This is a genomic window from Prosthecobacter fluviatilis (assembly GCF_042655725.1).
Lineage (GTDB): Bacteria > Verrucomicrobiota > Verrucomicrobiia > Verrucomicrobiales > Verrucomicrobiaceae > Prosthecobacter > Prosthecobacter fluviatilis.
Genome location: NZ_JBHSMQ010000008.1, coordinates 30,326 through 54,827 on the forward strand (window position 1 = coordinate 30,326; position 24,502 = coordinate 54,827).

A 24,502-nucleotide genomic window follows, 5' to 3' on the forward strand; every position below is an offset into this window, starting at 1 on the left:
ATGGCGCAAAGAGGTTGCACCGTGGCATCGCGCATGCTCCTTAACACCACTTATGAGCCACTGGGACCGCTTTCAGAAATACTTTGTCCGCTACTCGAACCTTGGATTTTCCATCGACATCAGCCGCATGGCTTTCGAGGATGATCTGTTCAGCAAGATGGCAGGTCGCATCGAGTCCGCTTACAAGGCGATGACCGAGCTGGAGGCAGGAGCGATTGCCAATCCTGACGAGCAGCGCATGGTCGGCCACTACTGGCTGCGCAACGCCCGTCTGGCCCCGAACGATGCGCTGCAGCAGGAGATCAGCGAAACGCTGGCTGCCACCCTGAAATTCGCCGCAGACATTCATGCCGGCACCGTGACCGCCGCGAATGGCAAAAAGTTCACCCGCGTGCTCGTCGTCGGCATCGGCGGCTCGGCACTTGGTCCTCAGCTTGTCGCAAATGCGATCACCCCGGCCAACCCGCCGCTGAGCATTTCCTTCCTCGACAACACAGACCCGGACGGCATCGATCGCGTGGTGGCCCAGATCGGCGATGAGCTGGCCACGACCATCACTCTCGTGATCTCAAAATCCGGCGGCACCAAGGAAACACGCAACGGCATGCTGGAAGCCGAGGCAGCGTACAAAGCGGCAGGGCTGGATTTTGCCAAGCATGCCGTCGCAGTGACAGGTGCGGGCAGTGAGCTGGACAAGCACTCCACCGCACAGGGCTGGCTGGCCCGCTTCCCCATGTGGGACTGGGTGGGCGGACGCACGAGCCTGATGAGCGCCGTGGGCACGCTGGCCGCCGCTCTCCAGGGAGTGGATGTCCTGCAATTTCTGGCCGGTGCAGCGGCCATGGACGTGGAAACACGCCAGCGTCCCGCCAGCGAAAATGCCGCGATGCTGCTGGCGCTGATGTGGCACCACGCAGGCAAAGGCCAGGGCCTCAAGGACATGGTCGTTCTTCCCTACAAGGACAGGCTGGTTCTTTTCAGCAAATACCTCCAGCAGCTTGTCATGGAAAGCCTGGGCAAGGAGCATGATCTGGATGGCAAGGTGGTGAATCAGGGCATCGCCGTGTATGGCAACAAAGGCAGCACCGACCAGCATGCCTATGTGCAGCAGCTCCGTGACGGCGTGAACAATTTCTTCGTCACCTTTATCGAGGTGGGCAAAGCGCGCGACACCGCTTCCATTGAGGTCGATCCGGGCTTCACCACGGGCGACTACCTCCAGGGCTTCCTGCGTGGTACCCGCAAGGCCCTGGCGGAAAAGGGCCGTGAGTCCATCACCCTGAACATTTCAGAGCTCAATGCCTTCAATCTTGGCATGCTGATCGCCCTGTTTGAGCGCGCCGTCAGCTTCTACGCCAGCTTGGTGAACATCAATGCCTACCACCAGCCCGGTGTCGAGGCCGGCAAGAAGGCCGCCACAGATTTCCTTGCTCAGCTGGCCAAGGTGCGCGCAGAGCTCACTGTCACGGGACGCACGGCGGATGAAGTGGCTGCAAAACTGGGCATCGACCCCGAAGACGCCTATCACATGCTGAACCACCTGGCGGCCAATGCCCAGGCGAAAATGGTTTTGACTGGTGACAGCCCGGCTTTGGATCAATTCGCTGCTCCGTGACAAATCGCCGTTTGCACACATATCGTGGGCCACCTATAAATCGCAGCCCAGAGAAGCCAGCCATCTTCCGGCGATAACGACATGCGTGACATCCCCATCCACTACCAAATCGCCTGCGTCATTCTGACCGCCCTTTTCATCTGGTCGTTCAGCATTGCACGCGAGCCACGCGGTTGGCGGCGGCTGTTTCAGTCCATGTTCTCCAAATCGGAGCACTTCTCAGTCAACAAGAACAAGGTCATCGACGAAGCCCTCAAACGCTACGGCATCGTTGTGGCCATGGCCATTCTGGTGGTGGACGTTTCCTGCTTTGTGCTCGGGGTGACGGATCGCTACCGGGACAAAATGCGTGATCTGACCCCTGCACAGCGCGAACGCATGCAGGAGATCAACAAATACCAGAACAGCGGCAAGCCGGGTGGCCTGGTTCAGTAATCACCTGTTCAGCTTGACCACCAGAGTGTCAGCCACCAGATCATGCAGGCAGCGCTGATCCTTGCGGAAGATCATGAATGAGTCCGCAAACAGAAGCATCAGCCCCATGGCCCCAAAGTAGGCAAAGCTGGTAAAGATCAGAATAAAAAAGATGACGGACCTTAGCATCAGGGCCTTGATGAAACCGGCCTTGCTTCCCTCAGGCCAGCGCACCACCTGAATGCCCAGGCATAGCTTGCCGATGGTCTGCCCCCGCAGGGTTAACAGCACAGCGTTGATGATCAGCGCCGCATCAAACACCAGACTGGCCAGCGGCAGCTTCATGCCGCCGGATTGCTGAAGTTTTTCCGCACGTTGCTGCATGGCATTCATCATCGCCGTCGGATCATTCTGCAGTTTTTGGGTCTCCTCCACAAAGGCAGGATCAAAGAACAGAGTCAGAACGACCCACAGAGGCACAAAAATGAGGGTGAAATCGATCATTTTGGCCACGAACCGCTGCCCACGCGACGCCAGCTCCAGACGCCTTGCCTTATCGTGCCTGACTTCGGCACGCAGGGCGGTCATGGAGGGCGTTTCGGCGGTTCCAGGCGGCTCCGCTTCCTCAGGGTTTAATTCCTGCAGGTGAGCCCCCAGAGTCTCCCATTCCTTCATGCCCTCCGTCCAGCAAAGGTCCGTGCGTTTGAACCGGCCGTCCCGCAGGCCGGCGCTCACATCCAGATCGCTGAATGTGCCTAGCTGTTCTTCGCCGCGTGCCAGATGGTATTTCATGGAGATGACTGTTGCTGTGTGTCGTATGCTAGATAGCTGCTAAGCAGCCCGCATCAAGCTCCCATCCTCTCCCGATTGAAAACCATCCTCCGCGTCTTTTCCTACCTGCGTCGTTACCCCTGGCTGGGCTCTGCCCAGATCGCCTGCGCCATCACAGGCACGCTCATGGTCATCGTCTTTCCACACATCACGCGGGAGGTGCTGGATGTGGTGGTGCCCGGAAAACAGTGGGACCGCATCACCCCGCTGGCTCTGTGGGCTCTCGCGGCCTACTTTGCCCAGCATCTCTTCAACTCCCTGCGCATCCAGCTCAACAACACCTTTGAGCAGAAGGTGATCTACGACCTGCGCAGCGACATCTACCAGCGTCTGCAGACGCTGCCTCTGCGGTGGTTCGACAACCGCCCCTCCGGGGACATCATGACCACGGTCTCCGAGGACATCCCCAGCGTGGAGCGCGTGCTGATCGACGGCATCGAGCAGGGGCTCGTGTCGGTGCTGCAGATCATCGTGGTGGGGGCCTTCATGCTGCAGGCAGATGTGAAACTGACGCTGTATGCGCTGATCCCCCTGCCCTTTCTGGTGGCCGGTGCGCTGACCTACACACGCACTTCCCGCGACCGCCACCGCAAGGTGCGCAAGGCCAGCAGCGCGATGAACAGCCTGCTTCAGGACAACGTGTCAGGCATGCGCCAGATCAAGGCCTACGCGATGGAGCGCGAGGAGCACGACCGCTTTAACCGCGCCAGCGACGCTCTGCGCAGCGCCACGCTGCATGTGATGCGGATCTGGGCCATCTACCGCCCCGGCATGCACTTTCTGACCAGCATCGGCATGGTCATTGTACTGTGGGTAGGCGCACGGGAGCTGATGGGCGGCAAGATTCAGGCGGGTGACCTGACTGCCTTCCTGCTGCTGCTGAAATTTTTCTACGACCCGATCGAGAGCCTGCACCAGCTCAACCAGATTCTTCAGTCTGGCCGCGCTGCGGGTGAGCGTGTGTTTGACATCCTGGATGCGGAGCCCGAGGCCGACACCGTAGGCGGACGCGAGATGGCGGGCATCAAGGGGCAGGTGCGCTATGAAAACGTGGGCTTCAGCTATGCAGGCAAGACGCCCACAGTGCACGGCGTCTCGCTGGAGGCGCTGCCGGGGCAGACCATCGCGCTGGTGGGCCCCACGGGCGCGGGTAAATCCACGCTGATCAACCTTCTGACGCGCTTCTATGAATACGATGAGGGCATGATCACCATCGACGGTGTACCGGTGCATGAACTCAACAAGGCCTGGCTGCGCCGAAACATCGGCTACGTGACCCAGGAAAGCTTTCTCTTTAACGGAACGGTGCGTGAGAACCTCGTCATCGGCCGCCGCGATGCCACCGACGAGCAGCTCTGGCAGGCGCTGCAGAGCGCGAATGCAGATGGCTTTGTCAAACGCCTGCCCGACCTGCTGGACACCCATGTGGGCGAGCGCGGCGTGAAGCTCAGCGTGGGGGAAAAGCAGCGCATCAGCATCGCCCGCGCCCTGCTGCGCAATCCGCCCATCCTCCTGCTGGACGAGGCCACCGCCAGCGTGGACACGGAGACGGAGCGGCAGATCCAGGAGGCGCTGGAGCACCTCATGGCAAACCGTACCAGCTTTGTGATCGCCCACCGTCTGAGCACCGTCCGCAACGCCGACTGCATCTACGTGCTGGAGCACGGCCGCATCATCGAGAAAGGCACGCACGATGAGCTGATCGCGCAGGATGGGATGTATGCCAAGCTGTGCCGGACGTCATTGATCGCGGCGGAGACTGCGGCTGAGGAATGAACCCCTCCGCACATCTCCCAAGCAAAAAACTTAAACTAAATACAAAAGAACTGGAAACCCGGCCGCAGATTACATAAAAGCACGCCATGAGCGTTGCATCCTCTTTTCCCAAAGTTTATCAACGCACCGGAGCGCGGCAGTGCAAAAAGCTCGTGATCGCGGTGCACGGGATGGGAGACCAAAGCCGCAACGACATGGTGCGCTGTGTGGCGGGCTTGTTTGCGCAGGTCTTTGCGGACAAAACCAAAATCGGCACCCAGGCCATCCACCTGCCGCAGGGACTGTGGGAGGGAAAGGATACGAAGAACCCTGTCGAGGATGACATGATCAGCTTTGCGCCAGCCGCAGAGCATGCGGAAAAACTCAAGGATCTGTCGGACATGGCCTTTGCGGAGATCTACTGGGCGGACATCCCGCGCGAGATCGAATATGCCCACAGGCTGGAGCCATCCCCCCAGTGGGCATGCAGCGTGGTGGATCGACTGCGGCAGAGAAACGACCTGCTGCGCAGCTATTCCGGCAGTGATGTAACCACGGGCGCAACGGTGGTGGAGGAAGTCGCTGAGACGATCAACATTCTCAATCGCGTCCTCATTCCCCTGGAGAAAGCCGGCTCATTCACCTTTGACCTCGGCCGTGTGCTGAACCAATACCTGGGAGATGTCCAGCAGGTGGCGGACTATGTGCATGTGCGTGAGAGCATTCTCCGCAGGTTCCGTGAGCGCATCGACTACCTCGCGCGGATAAGCGAAGCCAAGGAGATCCATTTCGTAGCCCATAGCGAGGGCACTGTGCTGACGCTGCGCGCGCTGCTGCGGGCGATGAACACGCGTGTGAAAGAAAGCCCCGAGACCCCCCAATGGCTGGACCGTGTGCGCAGCCTGACCACGCTCGGCTCGCCCATCGACAAGCATCTCTTTCTCTGGCCTGAGATGTGGGGCTGGCTGGCAGAGGGTGAGGAGGAGGTGAGCAGCGTGACGGGTGAAGAGCGGGAGAGACTGCTCGTGGAGCGCCGCTCCCACTGGTACTGCGTGCAGGAGAAAATCCGCTGGCGGAACTACTACGACTACGCGGACCCGGTGGGCTATGACCTCGATACGGTGCGGGAGAAGCTGGCGCTGTGGGGATGCGAAAATTTTGCGTTCAAAAGCGAAGACGACTACGGCTTCCGCCGCTATCCGCTCGCAGGCATGGCGCACATTGCATACTTCAATGACCCCAACCTGTTCCGGCACATCTACGATCATGCAATTGATCCCGTGGCAGACATCACAAAGCCAGGCGACACCAAGTGGGGCAAGCTGAGCCCCGTCATTCCCTTTGTCATCGTGGTGGCCATCCATGTGGCGGCCATCGTTGTTTTGCATCATTCCATGGAGAAAGAGCAGATGCAGAAAGTGCTGGATCTGCTGACAGACACCCCCGAAAACGTGTCCCACATGGTCACCTGGCTGCGGAGCTGGCAGGGCATGGCAGCCTGCGGCCTCGTGCTTTCCGGCACCACCTTCTGGAGCCGGGCGGGAGTCATCGGCGGCTGGCGTATGAGCAAGACTTTCTGGCCCATGCTCTACTACTTTGGCACGGTGGATCTTCTCTTCTGGCTTGCCAAGGCTGCAGAAAAGCCCCCGTCTTTGCTGATGCTGGCGCTCCACATCGCGCTGCCTTCCTTCCTGCTGGTGGCCCTTGGCCTGATCATTGATTGCTGGAACCGCAGCACCGGGCGCTCTCCGCTGTGGGCGCTGCGCTGGCAGATGATCATAGGAGGAGCAGCCGTGGGCATAGCCTCCCTGTTTCAGGTCAAAGATCCCAATGCCTCGCTGCTCACCGCCGTGCTCGGCTCCGTGACCTTCATGTATGTCTGGTGGCTCGGAGTGCTGCTGTATGACCTCTGCTACGTGTGGAAGCGCTACATCAACACCACCGGCGAAACCTTTGTGCAAAAGCTGCGCAAAAACACGAGCCTGCATCACCTGGAAATGCAGGGGGCAAAAGCGAAGGCCGCCAACCCCTAGCACAGGCCCGGTGCAAGCTACGAGACCAGGCAGCGGCGGAGGAAGTCCACCGTCATGCCCAGCGCCTGACGGGCCAGCTCGGGGTCGTAGCGCAGCCCTTCATCGCGCAGGAAGGCATGGGCGGCATTGAATTCATGCCAGGTGAATTTCACGCCTGCCGCTGTGAGCGTCTGGTAGATCATGGCACGGCCTTCGGCGGGCACATGCGGATCCTGGCGGCCAAAGACGAGCATCATCTCCCCCTTGATGTCGGCGGCACGGGCCAGAGAGTCGTCGTTCATGCCAGCGCCGAGGCTGCGTTTGTGAAGATCGGTGGGGTAAAAGCACACGGATGCCGACACATCCGGCTGCAAAGCTGCACGGTAGGTCAGATGCCCGCCGATGCAGGGACCAAAGGAGCCCAGCCTGCCCGTGCAATCTGGGTGCTCTTTCAGGTAGTCCAGCACCGCACGATTGTCCGAATCATACGCCGCCACCGGCTTTTCAATCTTGAGCTTGTTGCCCACGTCGGAGCCCGCCTGATCGTAGACCAGCACAGTGCCCGCAGGCAGGTACTCGTGGTAGATCTCCGGCAGCACCACGATGAAGCCATGCCCGGCCAGGAAGGCGGCGGTGCGGCAGATGGGGCCGGTGTTTTGGAAAATTTCAGAATGGAACAGCAGCCCAGGAAAGCGGCCCTCGCCTGCGGGACGCAGCACCAGCGCACGCATGGGGCCGGTGGGGGTGGAGAGCTCGATGGTTTCGGGTTCGCGGAGAGTCATGGGGGATTGATATATGGATTACAGAGCGCCCGGCACCCACGCGACAATGCGCAGGGGGCCGCCGCTGCCTTCTTTGATCTTCATGGGCAGCGCGATGATGTGAGCACCTGTGGCGGGGAGCAGGCTCATGTCTCCCACGTTTTCAAAGGCGGGGATGTTTTGCTCCAGCAGGATACGGTGACTTTCAAACAGCGAGGACTGACCGCGATCAATGCTGGCGGTGTCGAGGCCGATGGCCTTGATGCTGCGCTGCGCCACCAGCCAGCGTGCAGCATCTGGATGCAGGCCGGGGAAATGAAGCTGCGGCACGGCCTCTGCGCCGCGCTGCTCGGTGCCCAGGTAGGTCTTCGGGTCTGGCCAGCGTTTTGCATAGCCGGTGCGCAGCAGGACGATGATGCCTTGGGGCAGCAGGCCATGAGCTTTTTCCCAGGCCTCAAAATCTGCCACGTTCACCTGATAATCCGCATCAGCAGCGGCCTGCGCCGAGACATCCACCACCACCGCCGGACCCATGAGTTGATCGACCGGCAGTTGATCCACGGTCTTTCCTTTCTCTGCAAAATGGATGGGCGCGTCGATGTGCGTGCCGCCATGCTCGGAGGCACGGTAGCGGTTGGCGGCGTAGAAATAGCCCTTCGGCGTCATGGCGCGTGACTCCACCTCCAGCTGAAAGCGTTGCGCCGTGGGCCAGTAGAGCGTGTCTGCGGCAAACTCATGCGTGAGATCGATCCATCTGCCGCCTGCGAAGGGAGATGTGGATGCGGCAGGAGGTTCGGCCTCGGCCAGGCTGAGAAGCCTGCCCAGGGCGATAAGGCCTAGCAGACCAAGGGGAAAGAGGAGCGCCTTCATGCGATGCAGTTCTAGCCAATGTAAAGACACTTTCCAACAGGGTTTTGCCTGCATGGAGGATCGGGAGCGGGACCGGCTCTTGCCAGCCCGCGTTTCAAACGCTAGTGGGCTCATCATGACTCCTGACTTTTCCTCCCGTCTCGCCGGCATGCTGCAGGGCAGCTTCATCGCGGAATCCGTCTCGCTCGGAGTGCACTGGATTTATGACCCAAGCCTCATCGTGCAACGGCATGGCCGGGTGACGGGTTACATGGCTCCGGGTGCCAGCTCCTACCATCCGCACAAGCAGGCCGGTGAGCAGGGCCATGCGGGAGATCAGGCGCTGCGGCTGCTGACTTTCCTCCAACGCGAAAAGCACTGGGATGCCGCCGCCTTCCTCACCGACTGGCAGGCCATGTGGCCGAGCTACAACGACTACGTGGACAAGGCCACCAAAGCCACGCTGGCCAATCTCCAGGCCGGAGCCACGGCGGCCACGAGTGGTGCGGCATCCGATGAACTTGCCGGCCCGGCGCGCATCGCACCCCTGATGGCCTTCTTCGCCGACAAGCCCGAGTCTGATGCCGTGGCCGCCGCCATCGAGCAGACGGTGATCACGCACCGCCCGCCGGAGACGATCGAATGCGCTGAGTTTCTCGCCCGTGCCACGCACCGCCTGCTGCATGGTGGTGAGCTGCAGGACGTCATTTCTGAAACAGCTCCCGCATGGGCGCTGAAAGCCGCAGACTCAGCCACGGGCGCCGACGCCATCGGCCAGCTCGGCCGCGCCTGCCCCATCCCGCAGGCCCTGCCCGCCGTGCTCTGGCTGCTGCGCCATCATGGCAACGATTTTGCACAGGCCACCATCGAAAACGCCATGGCCGGCGGCGACAACTGCGCCCGCGCCCTCGCACTCGGCATGCTCCTCGGCGCCGCCCATGGCATTGAAGCGATCCCCACCGCATGGCGCGAGGGGCTGCTGGCGAAGCCTCAACTGGAGCGCGGACTTTAGTCCGCAGCACTCCGCCGAACCCCCAAGTTCTTAACCTCACACCAGCTCCCTTAAAACCGAGCATCAGCGTGCCTGCGGCGTTTCATGTGAAATAACACCCGCCATGCCGAACAACCTGCTGCGGAATGAATTCCGCGCTCCGATTCCATTTGCGCGTCACTGTGGCTTTCGTTTGTTTGTGCCATGAGCGAAGCACCTCACTCTCGTCGCACAGGTGTACCGTTTCGACCTGAGATGAGGCGGGTGATCGAGCAACAGCGTGAAACATCACCCAAACTTACGCGCGAGGAGAAGATCCAGGGGTTCTACGGCTGGCATGAGCGTGGCTACCTTCCCCATCGCGATGAGCCGGGACTGACTCAATTTGTCACTTTCCGTCTGGCTGACAGCTTTCCTGCTGCATTGCAAGACGAGTGGGAAAAGCTTCTGAAAATCGAAGACGACCGAGAACGTCGCATTCAGCTTGAGGACTGGCTCGACCTTGGCCATGGCTCATGTCATCTGAGAGACGAACGCCTGGCACAAATGGTTGCAGATGCCCTGCACCGGTTCGATGGGACCCGCTATCATCTCCTCGCATGGACCATCATGCCAAACCATGTGCATGTGCTGTTTGAAGTCAGTGACATCCCCATGCGAAAGATCCTGCACCAATGGAAAGGAGCGACGGCTCGCGCAGCCAATGCCTCACGGGGGCTTCATTCACCGTTCTGGCAGAAAGACTACTGGGACACCTACATGCGAGATCCCGATCATCAGGACCGGACGATCCGTTACATCCGCAACAATCCCGTGAAGGCAGGTTTGGTATCCGATTGGAAAGCATGGCCATGGACCTACGTGTGCGAAGAAACATAAGCCCTCAGGAGCGCGGAATTTCTTCCGCAGCACTCCGCCGGAGCCCCACGTTCTTAACCTCACACCAGCTCCCTTAAAACCGAGCATCAGCGTGCCTGCGGCGTTTCAGGTGAAACAACAGCCGCCATGCGCGAACGACCTGCTGCGGAATAAATTCCGCGCTCCTTTACCACTCACTAAACGGCACCGCGCAAAGATTGGAGTTGGTGTAGCGCATGTCGTGGCTGACTTCCTCGCCAATCCATTCAGGCAACGCGAAGGCGGTGTCTTCACTGGGCAGCTCGATCTCTGCCACGATGAGCCCGTCATTGGCTCCATGGAAAACATCCACCTCCCACAGCATGCCATCATGCAGCACTTCATACCGCGTTTTGTCGATCAGCGGCTGGTGGCAGAGCAGCAGCAGATCCCGCGCATGCTCCAACGGGATGGCAAATTCGATCTCCGTGCGTGAGATGCCGCGGCGGCGGCTCTTCACGGTCATGAAGGCGTCGTCGCCCACCACACGCACGCGGACGGTGCGGTCAGGATCGCGGGAGAGGTAGCCCTGCGCCATGCGGCGGCCCGGACCGGTGGGCTGCCACAGGCCGGGCTTGAGCAGGAATTTACGTTCAATCTCCGTGGCCATCCGTGCTCTCAGGCCTCCTTGGAGGAATACAGCGCCACGAGCGCGGCTCCGATGGACTGGGAAAGCTCGCCCAAAGTGGCGGGCACGATCTGGAGTTCTTCGCGCTGTTTCGGGAAAAGGTAGGGCAGAGCAGCGGCACGGATGCCACCGAGGTAGCGCTCGCGGAATTCCGGTGTGGTGCTCTCAGGGTCCACCAATCCACCGCCGATCACCACGATGCCGGGGTCCAGCGCCATCGAAAGATTGGCCACATGGATGCCAAGGGCACGTGCCTGGATGTCAAAGATCTTCAGCGCAAGCTCATCGCCCTTCTGCGCACGTCCGCGCAGGGAAAAGCCTTTGCTCCTCAGCGTCTCGTCGCTTTTGGCGAGTTCGTGATCAGGATACTTGGGCAGAAAGAACTCCAGGAACTGCGACAGGCCGGAGATGGTGGAGTAGGCCTCGATGCAGCCCCAGTCACGACCGCAGCCGCAGCGGAAGGCAGGCACCTCATCCAGACCATGGCCCAGCAGGTGACGCGGGATGGGCATGTGTCCGCCCTCCATGCCTGCGAGATGATCGCCGCTCAGCGGCAGGCCATTGGCATCGATGTAAGCCGCGCCCAGACCGGAGCCGGGGGCCAGCAGGAGCACGGTGGATTTGGTGGCGCCACGCACGCGGGCGGCCTCGCCCACGCCGCCAAAGTCACCGTCATTGCCCACATACAGCGGGATCTCGCGGCCTGCGGCCTTGGCGATGGCGGCGGAGTAGTCCGCGTGGAAATTCCAGCCGATGAAGCTGTCCGGCAGGTTGGAGGATTTCTCCAGCACACCGTAGCGCTGATAAGGCCCTGGCAGCGCCAGCCCCGCAGCCGCCACGCGGTCCCAGGAGAGGCCGTTGTCCTTCAGAAAGCCTTCAGCTCCCTCCACCCAACCCGCCACCACGGCAGCGGTGCCCGCCTGGGAATTCGTCGAGCTCTGGCGCAGATGCGTGGAGACAGGCTCGCCATTGGCGAACACGCCGCCGGTCTTGGAAGTGGTGGCCCCGGAGTCGGTGCCGAGATAGATGTCGCGGGTAACAGTAGGCATATCAGGGCCGCGAATGTGGAGAGCGAATGGCAGGTGGTCGAGCAGAATGCGCGTCGATGAGTTGGTAAATGGATAGGGAAAGAATTGGTTAAGCCTGGAGCTCCACTTTTACCTCTGCGCGCTTCAAAACGAAGTAAAAGCGACTGACGTTTATTTGAATGACAGTCAGCACTAGGATTGCGGCATTCAAACAATAGGCAGCATTGCCAGTTCACACGAGCGAGCACTTTGATGAGACAAAATGCGATTTCCCTTGTAAGAGACTCAGGTTTTCCTGCAAATTAATAAATTGAGACGTACAAATCCACCCCCCTACGTTTATGCGCAACCATCCCAGCAAAAACACTTTTGAAGACAGCCTCTTCACCCTTCGTTTTATGGGACGAGAAATGGATGTCCGAGGTGTTAGTATTTATGATTTGGGATTAACGTTCGTAGCTTTTCAAAGAATAGTTAATAAAACCTTTCTTTTAACCCGAAGTCGCTTGGACAAGGGAGCTTTTCCCAATTGGGATGAGCGTCAAATGCTTGCACTGCAAATAGGACAACGGAAAAAAGCTTCTGATGGTTATGGCTTAATTCCCATTTTATCCGACCCGTCTACTGTACAGATCCTAAAGTTCGTGGGAGAGCAATTAATGTCAGGACTAATGGGATATTATGTTCAGGATATCATGCAGCGTTTAAAGAAGGAACCAGACGATGACAAGAGATATTACATTGGCTCAATACATGCTGAAGTCGTGAATTTCGTCGGAAGGATAGATGCCGCTGGAGGCATTGGCACCGTTGAAATAGGAGCGCCCGGAATTGATCCAAATATGAGGGTTCAATTTTCTGAAACGACGAAAAATTACGTTAACAAGCTATCGAAAGAGCATTTCTTGGGACCGAAAGAAATAATTCGAGGGAAACTCCTCAAGATGATACCAGCCTCTGGGGTGATAGAAATTCGGCGAGCTGGAGGAGGCGTTGTTAAAGTTCACGTCGACACGGAAATTTTCGAAAAGGTAAGATTTGATAAATCACGGTCAGACATTTTGGAATTTATCGGGAGGCCAATTTTTCCATTGGGAGCTAAATCGCAAAAAGTCCATGAGTTACAGGCAACCGATGTACATATCATAGCATCCGAAGAAGACGATGATAAAGAAGGTTTTTAAAACTTACTTTTGCCACATTTCATATAGATATACATTGTATAATCAGGCCGCCTCTTAGATGCATAAGGTTGATCCAAATATCTCAATCTACCGCCTTCACACACCGCCCCAGATCGCCGGGCACTCGACGCTGACTCCCACATCCGGCAGATATTTCCAGCACCGGTCCCATTTGCAGCAAGATGCCTCATGGACGGCGATGGAAAGGTCGCGGTCGCGAGTGTGATTTTGAAGTCACTGGGAATGAGAAATTTGTGAAGGTTAGCAGGCTCGTTGAAAACGGGTTAAATATCGGCACATTTTCTCTAACGTCGCTACCCTTACTTGACATTACGTCCCTAACGAAAAGCATAAAAAATGGAGTTTTCACGCCGAATTGTTATTACAGATGTCGTTATCGACGAAAAGTCTGTCGTAGACCTTATCGAGATTTGCCTCGAACAGCGCCCCACCCGCCGTGAAAACAAATGGGAACATCGCTTTAGTTGCGAAATAAGCTATTATGGCGGCTCAGAAGTTCGTTTTGATGAAAGCCCTCGAAAATTCACAGATTACTTTGATAAACCTGTGCAGGGATTGAGCCTTACAATCCAATCGCAGCTCAAGTCAGGTTCCCGTTTCATTTCTCTAGCCTTAAATCACGGCGAAGCCGGCTACAAAACAACAGCTATTAGCATCACTGGTGAAGATGAAAATTGGGTGAACAGCACATACACCCAACTTTCTGACTGGCTCAAACACACACCTTCGCAGTTTACTTGGATTAGCAAGAAGAGGTTTTGGCTTATTCAAGTATTAGCCCCGCCGTTTGGCTACATAATTTTCACGAAATTTTATTGGCTCACAAAATCCCTCGAAGGAGCGACTGTTTCAGCAGCTAAAGTAGCAGATGCTTCTTGGACCCCGGGGAGAATCACGATGCTGATCGCGACCATCTGGATAACAGGCATAGTGCCTGCCGCCATATTGTTGGATCAACTCAAAAGCTTATGGCCCAGTGTAGAGCTGAATCTCGGACCACGTCACTTACTCAAGCATATTTACGAACGAAAAAAGTGGGAGCTAATATCAGCCATGATTGTTCTTCCAGTGCTCGGTGGGTTCGTCTATGATATAGTTAAGTTAGCATTCGGCCTCTGAAAAAAATTAGACGTATAATGCTAAAATATTAATATATCACCCCACCGCTTCCACACACCTTCCGCACAGCGTCGGGTGTTCGGCATTCGCTCCCACGTCAGGGAGATACTTCCAGCAGCGGCCGCATTTGCAGTGGGAGGATTCCTGCACAGCGGCTGCGAGATCGCCGCCGCGGGTGATCTTGAGTTCGCTGAGGATGAGGAATTCGTGGAGGGTGGCGGGGTCATTGAAGACGGGGTGGTCGAAGCCTTCGGCTGGCAGGGTGAGGGCGACGGTGGCTTCAAGGTTGGAGCCGATCTTCTTTTCCTGGCGGGCTTTTTCGATGGCCTGCTGAATGACGCCACGGACTTTGAGCAGCTCGTTCACCGCGAGGGTGGCATCGCTGCCGGGGAAGGCGGGATTGGGCTGCGGGAAGGACTGCAGGTGCACGCTGTCGGTATGGCCGAGGTGCTCCCAGGCTTCGTCTGCGGTAAAGGCCAGGATGGGGGCCAGCAGGCGGCAGAGGGTCTCGGTGATCTCGCGGATGGCGGCCTGCGTGGCGATGCGGCGCGGGCTGCTGGCGGCGTCGCAGTACATGCGGTCCTTGGTGATGTCGATGTAGAGGGAGCTGAGGTCTCCGGTGATGAAGTTGTTGATGGTGCTGAAGACTTTGCGGAAGTCGTAGTGCGCGTAGGCGTCCACGCATTCCTTGGTCACGGCGTGCAGGCGCTCAAGGATCCATTTGTCCACGAGGGTGTAGGCGGGCGCAGCGGCTGTGGCGGCGGTGTTTTCGCCGCTGAGGTTGCCCAGCAGCACGCGCAGGGTGTTGCGGATGCGGCGGTAGTTTTCGCCGTTCTGCTTGAAGAGGTCTTCGGAGAAAGGCACCTCATTTTGGTAGTCCACACTGGCCACCCAGAGGCGCACCATGTCGGCGCCGTAGGTGTTGTAGTAGTGGTCGGCGGTCATGGGCTTGGCGTTTTTACCAGCGTTACCCTGGTCGCTCTTGCTGATCTTCTTGCCGCTGGTGTCCACGACGAAGCCGTGGGTGATCACCGCCTTGTACGGCGCGTGACCACGGGCGATGATGCTCATCATGAGGCTGCTCTGGAACCAGCCGCGATGCTGGTCGGTGGCCTCGATGTACATGTCTGCAGGGGCGTGCAGTTCGGGGTGCTGGTCCAGCACGGAGACGTGGGAGCAGCCGGAGTCGATCCAGACGTCGAGCGTGTCGTTACCACGCTTGGTGCCTGCGGGCAGGCCCACCTCCTCCGCCCACCAGGCGTCGTCTTTTTCAAACCAGAGATTGCTGCCGTGCAGGGCGATGATGACGGACACCTTGTTGATGATCTCGGGGTCCATGATGATCTCGCCACTGGCGGAGTAGAAGACGGGAAGCGGCACGCCCCAGGTGCGCTGGCGGCTGATGCACCAGTCCGGGCGGCTCTCCACCGTGCCGTAGATGCGGTTGCGTCCCCAGGCGGGCAGCCAGTGGACTTTGTCGATCTCGTAAAGAGCCTTGGCGCGAATGTCGTCCACCTTGATGAAGAACTGCTCCACCGCGCGGAAGATGATGGGGGTCTTGGAGCGCCAGCAGTGCGGGTACTGATGCACGTATTTTTCGTTGCCGAGGATCGCGCCCTTGGCGGTGAGGATTTCGATAATTCCCTCATTGCTCTGGAAGACGTGCTTGCCCACAAAGTCGGGCAGGCCGCACTCGGCTGTGTATTTGCCGTCGCCGTCCACAGGAGAAAGGATCTCCAGCCCGTGCTCGCGTCCGGCGTGGTAGTCGTCCGCACCATGGCCGGGGGCGATGTGCACGGCACCGGTGCCGGTGTCGTCGGTGACGAAGAGGGTGTTGATGACCTTCGACGTGCGCGGCAGGAAGGGGTGCTGGGCCTCGCAGCCATTGAGCGCGGTGCCTTTGAGCTCTTCATTGGCGTGCTCGGTGTTCAGCTTGAAGCCGGTGGCAGCACCGAAGGCCTCCACGCGCGACTTGGCGATGACGAGCTTTTCCACACGGCCATCCGCATGCGCGAAGGTGCCGCTGACGTAGTCAAAGGTGGGATGCAGCGCGATGGCGAGGTTGGCCGGGAGCGTCCAGGGTGTGGTGGTCCAGATGACGAGGGATGCACCGTCGCAGCCAGGAGGCGGATTGACGAGGGCAAACTTCACATACACCGCCGGAGAGGTCTTTTCCTTGTACTCCACCTCGGCTTCGGCCAAGGCGGTTTGTGCGCCGTAGCTCCAGAGCACAGGGCGCTTCATGCGGTACACAAGGCCCTGCTCCACGGCCTTGCCAAAGGTGCGCAGGATGCCGGCCTCATAGTCCGGATTGAGCGTGAGGTAGGGATTGTCCCAGTCGCCAAAAACGCCGAGGCGCTTGAAGCTGTTGCGCTGGATGTCGATGTACTTGCGGGCCTCGGCCTCGGAGCGCTGGCGCACCTCCACGGGAGTGAGACCGGCGGCGGATTTCACCACTTTGAACTCGATGGGCAGGCCGTGGCAGTCCCAGCCGGGCACAAAGGGCACGTGGAACCCGGCCATGTTCTTGGACTTCACGATGAGGTCCTTGAGGATTTTGTTCAGCGCGGTGCCCATGTGCACGTCGCCATTCGCAAAGGGGGGGCCGTCGTGCAGGATGTAGGTGGGGCGGCCTTTGGACTGCGCCACGATGCGCTGGTAGAGCTTTCCTTCCTGCCATTTGGCCAGGCGCTGCGGCTCCCGCGTGACGAGATCCGCCTTCATAGGGAAGTCGGTCTTCGGCAGGAGGACGGTGTCTTTGTAGTTCTTGGCAGTGTCAGGGGCGCTCATGGTCAGGGAAAAGGAGCGCGGAGCCTAGCGAGATGGGGGCGCGTGGCAAGGGGGGACACAAAGGTTGCAAGTTTCAGGTTTAAAGTTTCAAGTTGAACCCGGGAAACGGTTCAACGGCCATTTGCCCTCGTGCGCATGCGGCGTATCGCTTGGCACCACCATGTTTCCGACCCGTTTCCTGCTTCTCGCTGCCGCCGCCACACTGACCACCGCCCAGGCCCTGGAGGTGCGCGTGTCCCCTGCCCTCTCGCTTTCCCAGGCGCTGGAGCAGGTTCGCGCCGCGCGCAAAGCAGGTGACAGCTCACCCGCGACGATCCTGCTGCCTGCGGGCACGACGGAGCTGACGCAGCCGGTGCAGTTGGAGGCGCAGGATTCCAACCTGACCATCACGGGCAGCAAGAGCACGCTCATCGGCGCGCCGCTCGTCACCACCTGGGGGCCCGCCGCAGGCAATATTTTCAAGGCAGATGTCTCCAAGCTGGTGCCGAAAGGCTTCATCCCAAAGCAGCTCCTCTGCAACGGCGAGCGGCAGATCCTGGCGCGCCACCCGAACTTCGATGCTGCGGACCCTCTCTACGGCGGCTGGGCCTTTGTGGCGGAGTTTCCCCCCGCAGGCGCACCAGAGGGGCACCTGTGGAAACGCACCCTGTATGTGAAGCCCGAGGACGTGCGCAAGTGGGCGCACCCTGAGGACGTGGAGCTCGACATCTTCGCGCAATACGGCTGGTGGAATTTCGTCGAGCCGGTGGCCTCGCTGGATCCGCAGACACGCAAGCTCACGCTGAAAAAGGACTGCAGCTACGACCTGCACCCACACAACCGCTACCACTTCCAAAACGCCCTCGAAGAACTGGATGCGCCCGGCGAGTGGTACTACGATAAGCGCGAAGGCAGCCTCTACTTCATGCCGCCCGCAGGCAAGGATGTTTCCGATGTACGCCTGCCGGTGCTGGAGAGCTTTTTCAAAGTGAAGGCCGGGGCGAAAAACATCGCCATCCGAGGCCTCACACTCACCGGCTGCCACGGCAGCGCCATCATCTTTGAGCGCGCGGAGGACTGCGTGGTGGAGCGCTGCGTGATCACGCAGGTGGGCGCTTTCAACGGCAGCGGCGTGGGCGTGAGCGATGGCAAAAACGTGCGCGTGTCGCACTGTGAGATCAGCCACACCGGCAGCAACGGCATCAGCCTGAGCGGCGGCGACCGCAAGACACTCACCGGCCCCGGCCACGTGGCGGCGGACAATCACATCCACCACATGGGCGTCTTCAATAAAAACGCCTGCGGCATTTCCCTCTACGGCGTGGACAACACCGCCACGCACAACCACATCCACGACGGCCCGCGCATGGGCGTGCAGATGAGCGGCAACAATCTCGTGGTGGAGTACAACCACCTGCACCACCTCTGCCTCGAAACCCAGGACGGCGGCGCCATCTACACCGGCGGGCGGGATTGGATCAGCAGCCGCGGCAGCAAATGGCGCTACAATTTGATCCACGACGTCATCGGCTGCGGCCAGGAGTCCGGCGGGCTCAAGCACCCGTGGTTCACCTTTGGCCTCTACCCGGACGACAACAGCGGCGGCATCGACATCATCGGCAACATCGTCTATCGCGTGGCCCACACGCCCATCCACATGCACAACTCGCGCGACTGCATCGTGGAAAACAACATCTTCGCCCTCGGCGGCAAGTTCCAGTTTGACCTCCACGGCTGGACCAAGGACCAGCGCTTCTACACCGGCCACATCGAAACGATGATCAAGGGCTACGAATCCGTGATCGGCCAGCCCGCCTGGAAGCACATGCGCAACATGGACCTGCACCCGAAGGACGCCATCCGCGAAGACGGCACCATGATGAGCGGCAACAGCTTTCAGCATAACATCATGTTCAGCAACACCCCCGGCGTGAAGTATGGCGACATCCGCAATGCCTCGCCGAAGTACAACACTCTCGACTACAACCTCGCGTGGAATGGTGGAAACCCCATCGTCACCGGCATCAACCAGGTGGGGCCGGACAAAGGCGCGCCGCTGGTCACGGAGACCTTTGACAGCACCGAGCCCGGCAAAACACCCAAGGGCTGGGGCTTCAATCACAAACCAAACAAGGACGTGCAACTCGTCGTGGCCGATGGTGCGCTACGCGTGGACTGCGCCCTCGGCACACCGCCCAATCCCAAGAGCGTCTTTCACGGCCCTGATGTGCCCATCAAGCCCGGCGCAGCCTACCGCGTGCGGCTGCGCGTGAAGAGCACCGAGCCCACCGCCAAGATCGGCCTCGCCCTCGCCTCCTTCAAAAACGGAGAGGGCTACTGGCAGACCAGCAGCACCAGCATCACCGCCACGAATGAATGGAAGGAAGTCGAAGCCACCGGCCGCATGCTGCGCGAAAACGAAACCGGCTGGAAACCCTGGATGACCGCCTTCTGGCTGCGCGTGGATTGCCACGAGCCCCAAGGCCAGGTCTTCATCGACGACGTCCGCATCTTCGAAGCCGAGCCCCTGGACGAATGGTCCGCCTGGCAGAACGCCGGATGGGACAAACACAGCCTCGTGGCAGACCCGCTGTTTGAGGACTGGGAGAAGGATGACTTCCGTCTGAAGCCTGAGTCACCAGCGTTCAAGCTCGGCTTCAAGAAGATCCCGGTGGAGGAGATTGGGATTCGAGCGAAGTAAACCAATGAGCCTGGAAAGCATAACAGCGGCAGGAAATGTCGAGGTGCCTGCATATCTCGCCTTGCAGGAATTGGGGTTCGCCATTGATCGACGCTTTCTAGAAAACGGCACTGAAATGTGGGTCGCCACAAGCGACGCCTTCTTATTCTCTGCTCCATCTCCATTGGAACTCCTAGGCCTGTGTTTAATGAGACAAACTCGTGGACCTAATTGGAAAGCCGACAACAACCAGATAAACGGCTACTTATCTACATATTACCCCGCAGCGTTGGATGAATCTCAAGATGCTAATTCTTGACATCAAAATGTCCAGTCCTGTGCCTTTGGGCTTATTCTTCCTCGCTCCTGTATTTGCCACATCTCCACTCCGCTTCACTGTGAAGAAGCAAACGCCCCAATCCTCTTCCCCCACGTAATCTCGCATACCATGTCCCACTTCCTCCAATTCGACCGCACCGGAAATCCTGCCGAGGTTTTGCAGCTTCAGGAACGTGAGCTCACGCCGCCGACGGGGCATGAGGTGCGGGTGCGGATGAGGTATGCGCCGGTGAATCCGGCGGACCTGAATTTCATCGAGGGCACCTATGGCCGCCCGGCGCATCCGCCCAGCATTCCGGGGCACGAGGGCTGTGGCGAGGTGGAGGCGGTGGGAGACAAAGTCACCTCGCTGGAAAAAGGAGATGTCGTCATTCCGCTGCTAGGCACGGGCTGCTGGACGCAGCATCTCACCGCGCCGGAGCACCACTTTGCCAAGCTGCCGCCGCAGATCGACCAGGTGCAGGCCAGCATGCTGCGCATCAATCCGGTCACCGCCTGGGCACTGCTCAAGCACTACACCGACCTGCCCAAGGGCGCATGGGTGGCACAAAACGCGGCCAATTCAGGCGTCGGCCGCGCCTTCATCCAGCTCGCGAAGCACTTCGGCCTGCGCACTATCAACTTCGTCCGCCGTGCCGAGCTTTTCGATGAATTGAAATCGCTGGGCGCAGATGCCGTGCTGCTGGACACCGACGAGGGAGTGGCGGAGGCAAAGAAGATCGTGGGCTCCGAACCCGTGATGCTGGCCACCAATGCCGTGGGCGGCGACAGCGCGATTCATCTGATGGATCTTCTGAGTCCCGAGGGCATCCTCGTCACCTACGGGGCCATGAGCCGCCGCAGCATGAAGGTGCCAAACAAATTCCTCATCTTCAAAAACCTCCAGCTTCACGGGCTGTGGATCACCAAATGGTTTGAGAAGGCGAGCACGCCGGAGCTCTATGAGGTGCTCGAACCTCTCGCCACTCTCATCCAGTCCGGCGAACTCGTCACCGCCATCGATGAAATCGTGCCTCTGGCAGAGTTCGGTCGCGCCATCAAACGCGCCCAGGAAGGTGCGCGCGGCGGCAAGGTCATCCTCGATCTCGCATAACACGATGAACGTCCTCCTCACCAACGACGACGGCATCTCCGCCCCCGGACTGCAGGCTTTGGAAAATGCGATGCAGCAGCTTGGCTGGAACTATACCATCGTGGCTCCGGCCACGGAGCAGAGCCAGTGCGGGCACCGGGTGACGACACACCAGCCGCTGCAGGTGGAGTCACGCGGCGAGAACCGCCATGCCGTGCACGGCACGCCCGCCGACTGTGTGCGGCTGGCCTTGTTTGCACTGGACGTGAAGCCGGATCTCGTGCTTTCCGGCGTGAATGCCGGCGGCAACATGGGGCAGGACATCGTCATCTCCGGCACCGTGGCGGCCGCGCGTGAGGCTGCCTACCACGGCATCCGCTCCATGGCGCTGTCCCACTACATGATACGGGAGCTCAAAGTGGACTGGCAGCGCACCGCTGCGTGGATGGCTGAGATCGTGCGGGAGACGCACGCGCAGGAGCACCCGCAAAAAACGTTTTGGAACATCAACCTGCCACACCTCGCGGAAGACCAGCGCGAGCTGCCCCCACGCACGCTCTGCCACCCGGCACGCTCGCCGCTCAATGTCAGCTATCGCAAGGAGGCGCAGGGCTACGCCTACTCCGCGTCCTATGCCTCACGCCCGCGCGATCCGGGTTCAGACGTGGAGGCCTGCTTCAGCGGCAGAGTGTCCGTGTCGCTGCTGCATGTCTGATGCTTCCTATTTGGGGGTGTTTTGCATGCTCGTGACGAGCTGCTGCAGCTCTTTGGTGTTGGGGTGGTCTTCCCCCAGCTTGTTCTTCGCAGCAGCCAGCCCCTGCTCGGCCTCCTTTTTGGCCTCGGCGTATTTTTTCTGCATCGTCAGGCAGATGGCAAAGTGATAGCGGAAAGTCAGCGTGTCCGGGTGGTCCTCCCCGGGATTGCCGTCCATGAAGAGCAGCACTTTGCGGAATTCCTGCTCCGCCTCCGCCAGCTTGCCCTCCTCACGCAGGGTCATGGCCAGGGCACCCCGGGCCATGAGAGTCGGCTGCTTGTCCACACCGAGTATCCGCATGTCGATCTCCAGCACCTCCTTCAGCTCCTTTTCGGCCTCGGCGTATTTTTGTTCGTCTCCCAGCACCACGGCCAGATTGGTGCGGTTCAGCAGGGTGGCCGGGTGCTCGGCGCCGTACACCTTTTGCATTTCCTTCACCACAGCCCGGGTCTCCTGCTCCGCCTCCTTGTATTTGCGCAGCTGGTGCAGGGTCTCGGCCAGCGCGTTGTGCATGCGCAGAGTCTCCGGCTTTTCAGCGCCTGAGTACTTCACATGCCCCTCCCATGAAGCCCTAAACTCCGGCTCCGCCTCGGCCAGCTTTCCCTGCGCGCGCAGGCAGGTTCCCAGCGCCCCCTGGCACTCCGGCAGCAGTGCATTGCCAGGCCCAAAGTAGCTCTTGAACTCCTCAATGAGCGTGCGCAGCACTTTCTCCGCCTCCTCGTATTTGCCCGCCTGCATGTGCTCACGCACTGCGGCCTGCTGCTTCTTGAACTCCTCCGCTTTCTGCTTGAGCTCAGGCGGCAGCTTTTCGGGCAGCTTCGGTTCGGCCGGCGGCGTCTGCGCGGAGGCCTGGGGAACTGAGGCCGAAAGGAGTGCAGCTAAGAGGAAGACGATGATGGTTGACTTCATGGCAGGCCGCAAGAAAACGCCAAGTGCGCCGGATGTCTTGTGTTTTCAGCACACCGCCACACGAAACGCCACCGCACCTCAGGCAAACTGGGCAATCACCTGCGCCACCACAATGCGCAGCAGCATGGTCAGGGGATACACCGTGGCATAGGCCACCGCCGGTGAGTCGCACCTGGCCATGGTGGTGGCAAAGGCGAGAGCAGGAGGGTCCGTCATGCCGCCTGAAAGCAGGCCGCACAGTGTCATGAAGTTCACACGATGAACTTTGCGCGCAAAGAAGCCCACCAGCAGCAGCGGCAGCATGGTGACCAGCACGCCCAGCAGCACCCACTGCAGGCCCTGCATCGAAAAGACGGTGGCTGCAAAACGCTCGCCGGAGAGCAGTCCCACACTGGCCAGAAAGAGGATGATGCCGAGCTCCCGCAGGGCGCGGTTCGCATTCAGCGGCATGTGCATCACCATGGGCCCCAGGCGTCCCAGATGGCTCATGAGGATGGCCACCACCAGAGGCCCCCCGGCCAGCCCAAGCCGCACCGGGGCGGGCAGCCCCTCAATGTGCAGCGGAAAGAGGCCGAGCAGCACACCGAGAAGGATGCCGGCAAAAATGGAGGCAAACTTCGTCTCCTGCAGCACATGCACCTCATTGCCCAGGGTGCAGGTGGCGGCGTTGAGCGCGTCCTCATCTCCCACGAGCTGGAGCACATCACCAAACTGCAGCCTCAGATCCGGCAGAGCGGTGAAGATGAGATCGCCACGGCTCACGCGGGTGACGGTGACGCCGTGAAAGTGGTCGAGCCCCAGTTCGCGCACTGTTTTGCCCAGCAGCTTCTTGCGCGTCAGCACCACACGGCGGTAGGTGATGCGCCCCGGCGCTTTCATGAGGTTTTCAGGGCTTACGCTGCCAATCACCAGGCGAAACTGGTCCAGGTGCGGCTGCGTACCGACGGCCATGATCACATCCCCGACATGCAGCTTCGTCTCCGGTGTCGCGGCTGCCACCTCCACGGCTGCTGCTGGCCTGTGCCGTGAGATCACCACGCTGGTTTCCTGAATTCCCGGCACACTGGCGATGCGAACGCCTTCGAGATTCGGATTCTCCACCCGCAGGTTCATGCGTTGCAGGGGCTCGATGCCTGCGCCCTGCTCCTGCCGGAAGAGCTCCGCCTCCTGCGCCACGTCCACCTTGAAGAAAACGCGCAGCACAATGAGTGAAAAAATGATGCCCACGATCGCCAGTGGATAAGCCGCCGCGTAGGAGAGCGCCGGAAGGGTGATCATGTCTGGCGCGGCATGCGCAGACGCGAGCGCCTGCTGCGCAGCACCGAGCGCCGGAGTGTTGGTGGTGGCGCCTGCAAAGAGACCCGCCACGGCAGGCAGCGGCATCCCAAGGAACCAGCCGCCCACCATTGCCACCGCGCCCCCCAGCAGCACCAGGATGAGAGCATAGGCATTGAGCAGGCGGCCCTGACGCCGCAGCGAGGCAAAGAAGCCCGGCCCCATCTGCATGCCCAGCGCAAACACAAACAGCACGAGACCAAACTCCTTCAAAAAATGCGCCACTTCCGCCTGCGGCCGCAATCCACAATGCGCTGCGGCCAGCCCCGCAAAAAGCACCCCCGCCGTCCCCAGCTTGACCCCACGGAAACGGATATTTCCCAGACCGATGCCGCCGAGAATGACCATGCTGAAAACGAGCAGGTCTCCGGCCACGGGATTGTCCTGATGCAGTTGCTGAAGAAATGACATGTCTTTCTTCATAGGCATGTTTGATGCCAGAGGTGCAATCGCTTTGTGCGTCATTTTTGCGTTCGCATCATGCACCTGCTGGCATTCGCTGTGCCAGATTTGCCCGGCGCCGTTTTGTCCCGGCATCG

The 24,502-nt window shown here is 59.8% G+C and carries 20 protein-coding genes; 12 read left to right on the plus strand and 8 right to left on the minus strand.

All coding sequences use genetic code 11. The features are described 5' to 3' along the window. Positions 1–52: 52 nt before the first annotated feature. Positions 53–1,615 carry a glucose-6-phosphate isomerase gene (locus ACFQDI_RS19090; RefSeq protein ID WP_377169795.1) on the plus strand — a complete coding sequence of 521 codons (1,563 nt, stop codon included), beginning with the start codon at positions 53–55 and terminating at the stop codon, positions 1,613–1,615. 81 nt (positions 1,616–1,696) lie between these two features. Next, complete coding sequence (locus tag ACFQDI_RS19095; RefSeq protein ID WP_377169797.1) at positions 1,697–2,050, plus strand: hypothetical protein; 354 nt, start codon at positions 1,697–1,699, stop codon at positions 2,048–2,050. Here the strand turns inward: ACFQDI_RS19095 and ACFQDI_RS19100 are convergent, their stop codons facing one another. Continuing rightward, a complete protein-coding gene (locus ACFQDI_RS19100; RefSeq protein ID WP_377169799.1) occupies positions 2,051–2,821 on the minus strand; it encodes an RDD family protein in 771 nt (256 codons plus the stop codon). A gap of 75 nt (positions 2,822–2,896) precedes the next feature. Between ACFQDI_RS19100 and ACFQDI_RS19105 the strand changes: the two genes are divergently transcribed. Then, positions 2,897–4,636: an ABC transporter ATP-binding protein gene (locus ACFQDI_RS19105; RefSeq protein ID WP_377169802.1), complete on the plus strand. Its 1,740-nt coding sequence runs from the start codon at positions 2,897–2,899 to the stop codon at positions 4,634–4,636. A gap of 86 nt (positions 4,637–4,722) precedes the next feature. Then, a complete protein-coding gene (locus ACFQDI_RS19110; protein WP_377169805.1) occupies positions 4,723–6,648 on the plus strand; it encodes a lipase family protein in 1,926 nt (641 codons plus the stop codon). A gap of 17 nt (positions 6,649–6,665) precedes the next feature. Here ACFQDI_RS19110 and ACFQDI_RS19115 read toward each other — a convergent pair whose 3' ends face one another. Then, complete coding sequence (locus ACFQDI_RS19115) at positions 6,666–7,409, minus strand: dienelactone hydrolase family protein (protein ID WP_377169807.1); 744 nt, start codon at positions 7,407–7,409, stop codon at positions 6,666–6,668. Between the two features lie 18 nt (positions 7,410–7,427). Beyond that, positions 7,428–8,258: a cyclase family protein gene (locus ACFQDI_RS19120; protein ID WP_377169809.1), complete on the minus strand. Its 831-nt coding sequence runs from the start codon at positions 8,256–8,258 to the stop codon at positions 7,428–7,430. 115 nt (positions 8,259–8,373) lie between these two features. Between ACFQDI_RS19120 and ACFQDI_RS19125 the strand changes: the two genes are divergently transcribed. Together ACFQDI_RS19125 and ACFQDI_RS19130 are read left to right on the plus strand one after the other, a co-directional pair. After that, entirely contained in the window at positions 8,374–9,249 is an 876-nt protein-coding gene (locus ACFQDI_RS19125) for an ADP-ribosylglycohydrolase family protein (RefSeq protein WP_377169811.1), read from the plus strand. Between the two features lie 183 nt (positions 9,250–9,432). Beyond that, positions 9,433–10,107: an REP-associated tyrosine transposase gene (locus ACFQDI_RS19130; RefSeq protein ID WP_377169813.1), complete on the plus strand. Its 675-nt coding sequence runs from the start codon at positions 9,433–9,435 to the stop codon at positions 10,105–10,107. A 166-nt stretch (positions 10,108–10,273) separates the two neighbouring features. Here ACFQDI_RS19130 and ACFQDI_RS19135 read toward each other — a convergent pair whose 3' ends face one another. Both ACFQDI_RS19135 and ACFQDI_RS19140 read right to left on the minus strand, forming a co-directional pair. Then, entirely contained in the window at positions 10,274–10,735 is a 462-nt protein-coding gene (locus ACFQDI_RS19135; RefSeq protein WP_377169816.1) for a CYTH domain-containing protein, read from the minus strand. An 8-nt stretch (positions 10,736–10,743) separates the two neighbouring features. After that, the gene (locus ACFQDI_RS19140; protein ID WP_377169818.1) at positions 10,744–11,802 is read right to left on the minus strand and encodes an ROK family protein; all 1,059 of its coding nucleotides are present in this window, start codon (positions 11,800–11,802) and stop codon (positions 10,744–10,746) included. A 320-nt stretch (positions 11,803–12,122) separates the two neighbouring features. On the opposite strand from ACFQDI_RS19140, the gene ACFQDI_RS19145 reads away from it, so the two are divergent. Both ACFQDI_RS19145 and ACFQDI_RS19150 read left to right on the plus strand, forming a co-directional pair. Continuing rightward, positions 12,123–12,965, plus strand: coding sequence for a hypothetical protein (locus ACFQDI_RS19145; RefSeq protein WP_377169820.1), 843 nt, complete (start codon positions 12,123–12,125; stop codon positions 12,963–12,965). Between the two features lie 357 nt (positions 12,966–13,322). Continuing rightward, positions 13,323–14,105, plus strand: a complete 783-nt coding sequence (locus ACFQDI_RS19150) for a hypothetical protein (RefSeq protein WP_377169822.1) — start codon at positions 13,323–13,325, stop codon at positions 14,103–14,105. Between the two features lie 36 nt (positions 14,106–14,141). Here ACFQDI_RS19150 and ileS read toward each other — a convergent pair whose 3' ends face one another. Next, positions 14,142–16,895, minus strand: a complete 2,754-nt coding sequence (gene ileS, locus ACFQDI_RS19155; protein WP_377169824.1) for an isoleucine--tRNA ligase — start codon at positions 16,893–16,895, stop codon at positions 14,142–14,144. Between the two features lie 160 nt (positions 16,896–17,055). Here ileS and ACFQDI_RS19160 point away from each other — a divergent pair, with 160 nt between their 5' ends. The 4 genes from ACFQDI_RS19160 (at position 17,056) to surE (ending at position 21,680) form a co-directional block, all read left to right on the plus strand. Continuing rightward, positions 17,056–19,575, plus strand: coding sequence for a right-handed parallel beta-helix repeat-containing protein (locus ACFQDI_RS19160; RefSeq protein WP_377169826.1), 2,520 nt, complete (start codon positions 17,056–17,058; stop codon positions 19,573–19,575). A 4-nt stretch (positions 19,576–19,579) separates the two neighbouring features. Next, the gene (locus ACFQDI_RS19165; RefSeq protein ID WP_377169828.1) at positions 19,580–19,873 is read left to right on the plus strand and encodes a hypothetical protein; all 294 of its coding nucleotides are present in this window, start codon (positions 19,580–19,582) and stop codon (positions 19,871–19,873) included. 129 nt (positions 19,874–20,002) lie between these two features. After that, positions 20,003–20,986, plus strand: a complete 984-nt coding sequence (locus tag ACFQDI_RS19170) for an MDR family NADPH-dependent oxidoreductase (protein WP_377169831.1) — start codon at positions 20,003–20,005, stop codon at positions 20,984–20,986. Positions 20,987–20,990: 4 nt separating this feature from the next. After that, a complete protein-coding gene (gene surE / locus ACFQDI_RS19175; RefSeq protein ID WP_377169833.1) occupies positions 20,991–21,680 on the plus strand; it encodes a 5'/3'-nucleotidase SurE in 690 nt (229 codons plus the stop codon). 6 nt (positions 21,681–21,686) lie between these two features. Here the strand turns inward: surE and ACFQDI_RS19180 are convergent, their stop codons facing one another. Both ACFQDI_RS19180 and ACFQDI_RS19185 read right to left on the minus strand, forming a co-directional pair. Continuing rightward, positions 21,687–22,628, minus strand: a complete 942-nt coding sequence (locus ACFQDI_RS19180) for a tetratricopeptide repeat protein (protein WP_377169835.1) — start codon at positions 22,626–22,628, stop codon at positions 21,687–21,689. A gap of 78 nt (positions 22,629–22,706) precedes the next feature. Continuing rightward, a complete protein-coding gene (locus ACFQDI_RS19185; protein ID WP_377169837.1) occupies positions 22,707–24,374 on the minus strand; it encodes a putative transporter in 1,668 nt (555 codons plus the stop codon). Between the last annotated feature and the right edge of the window lie 128 nt (positions 24,375–24,502).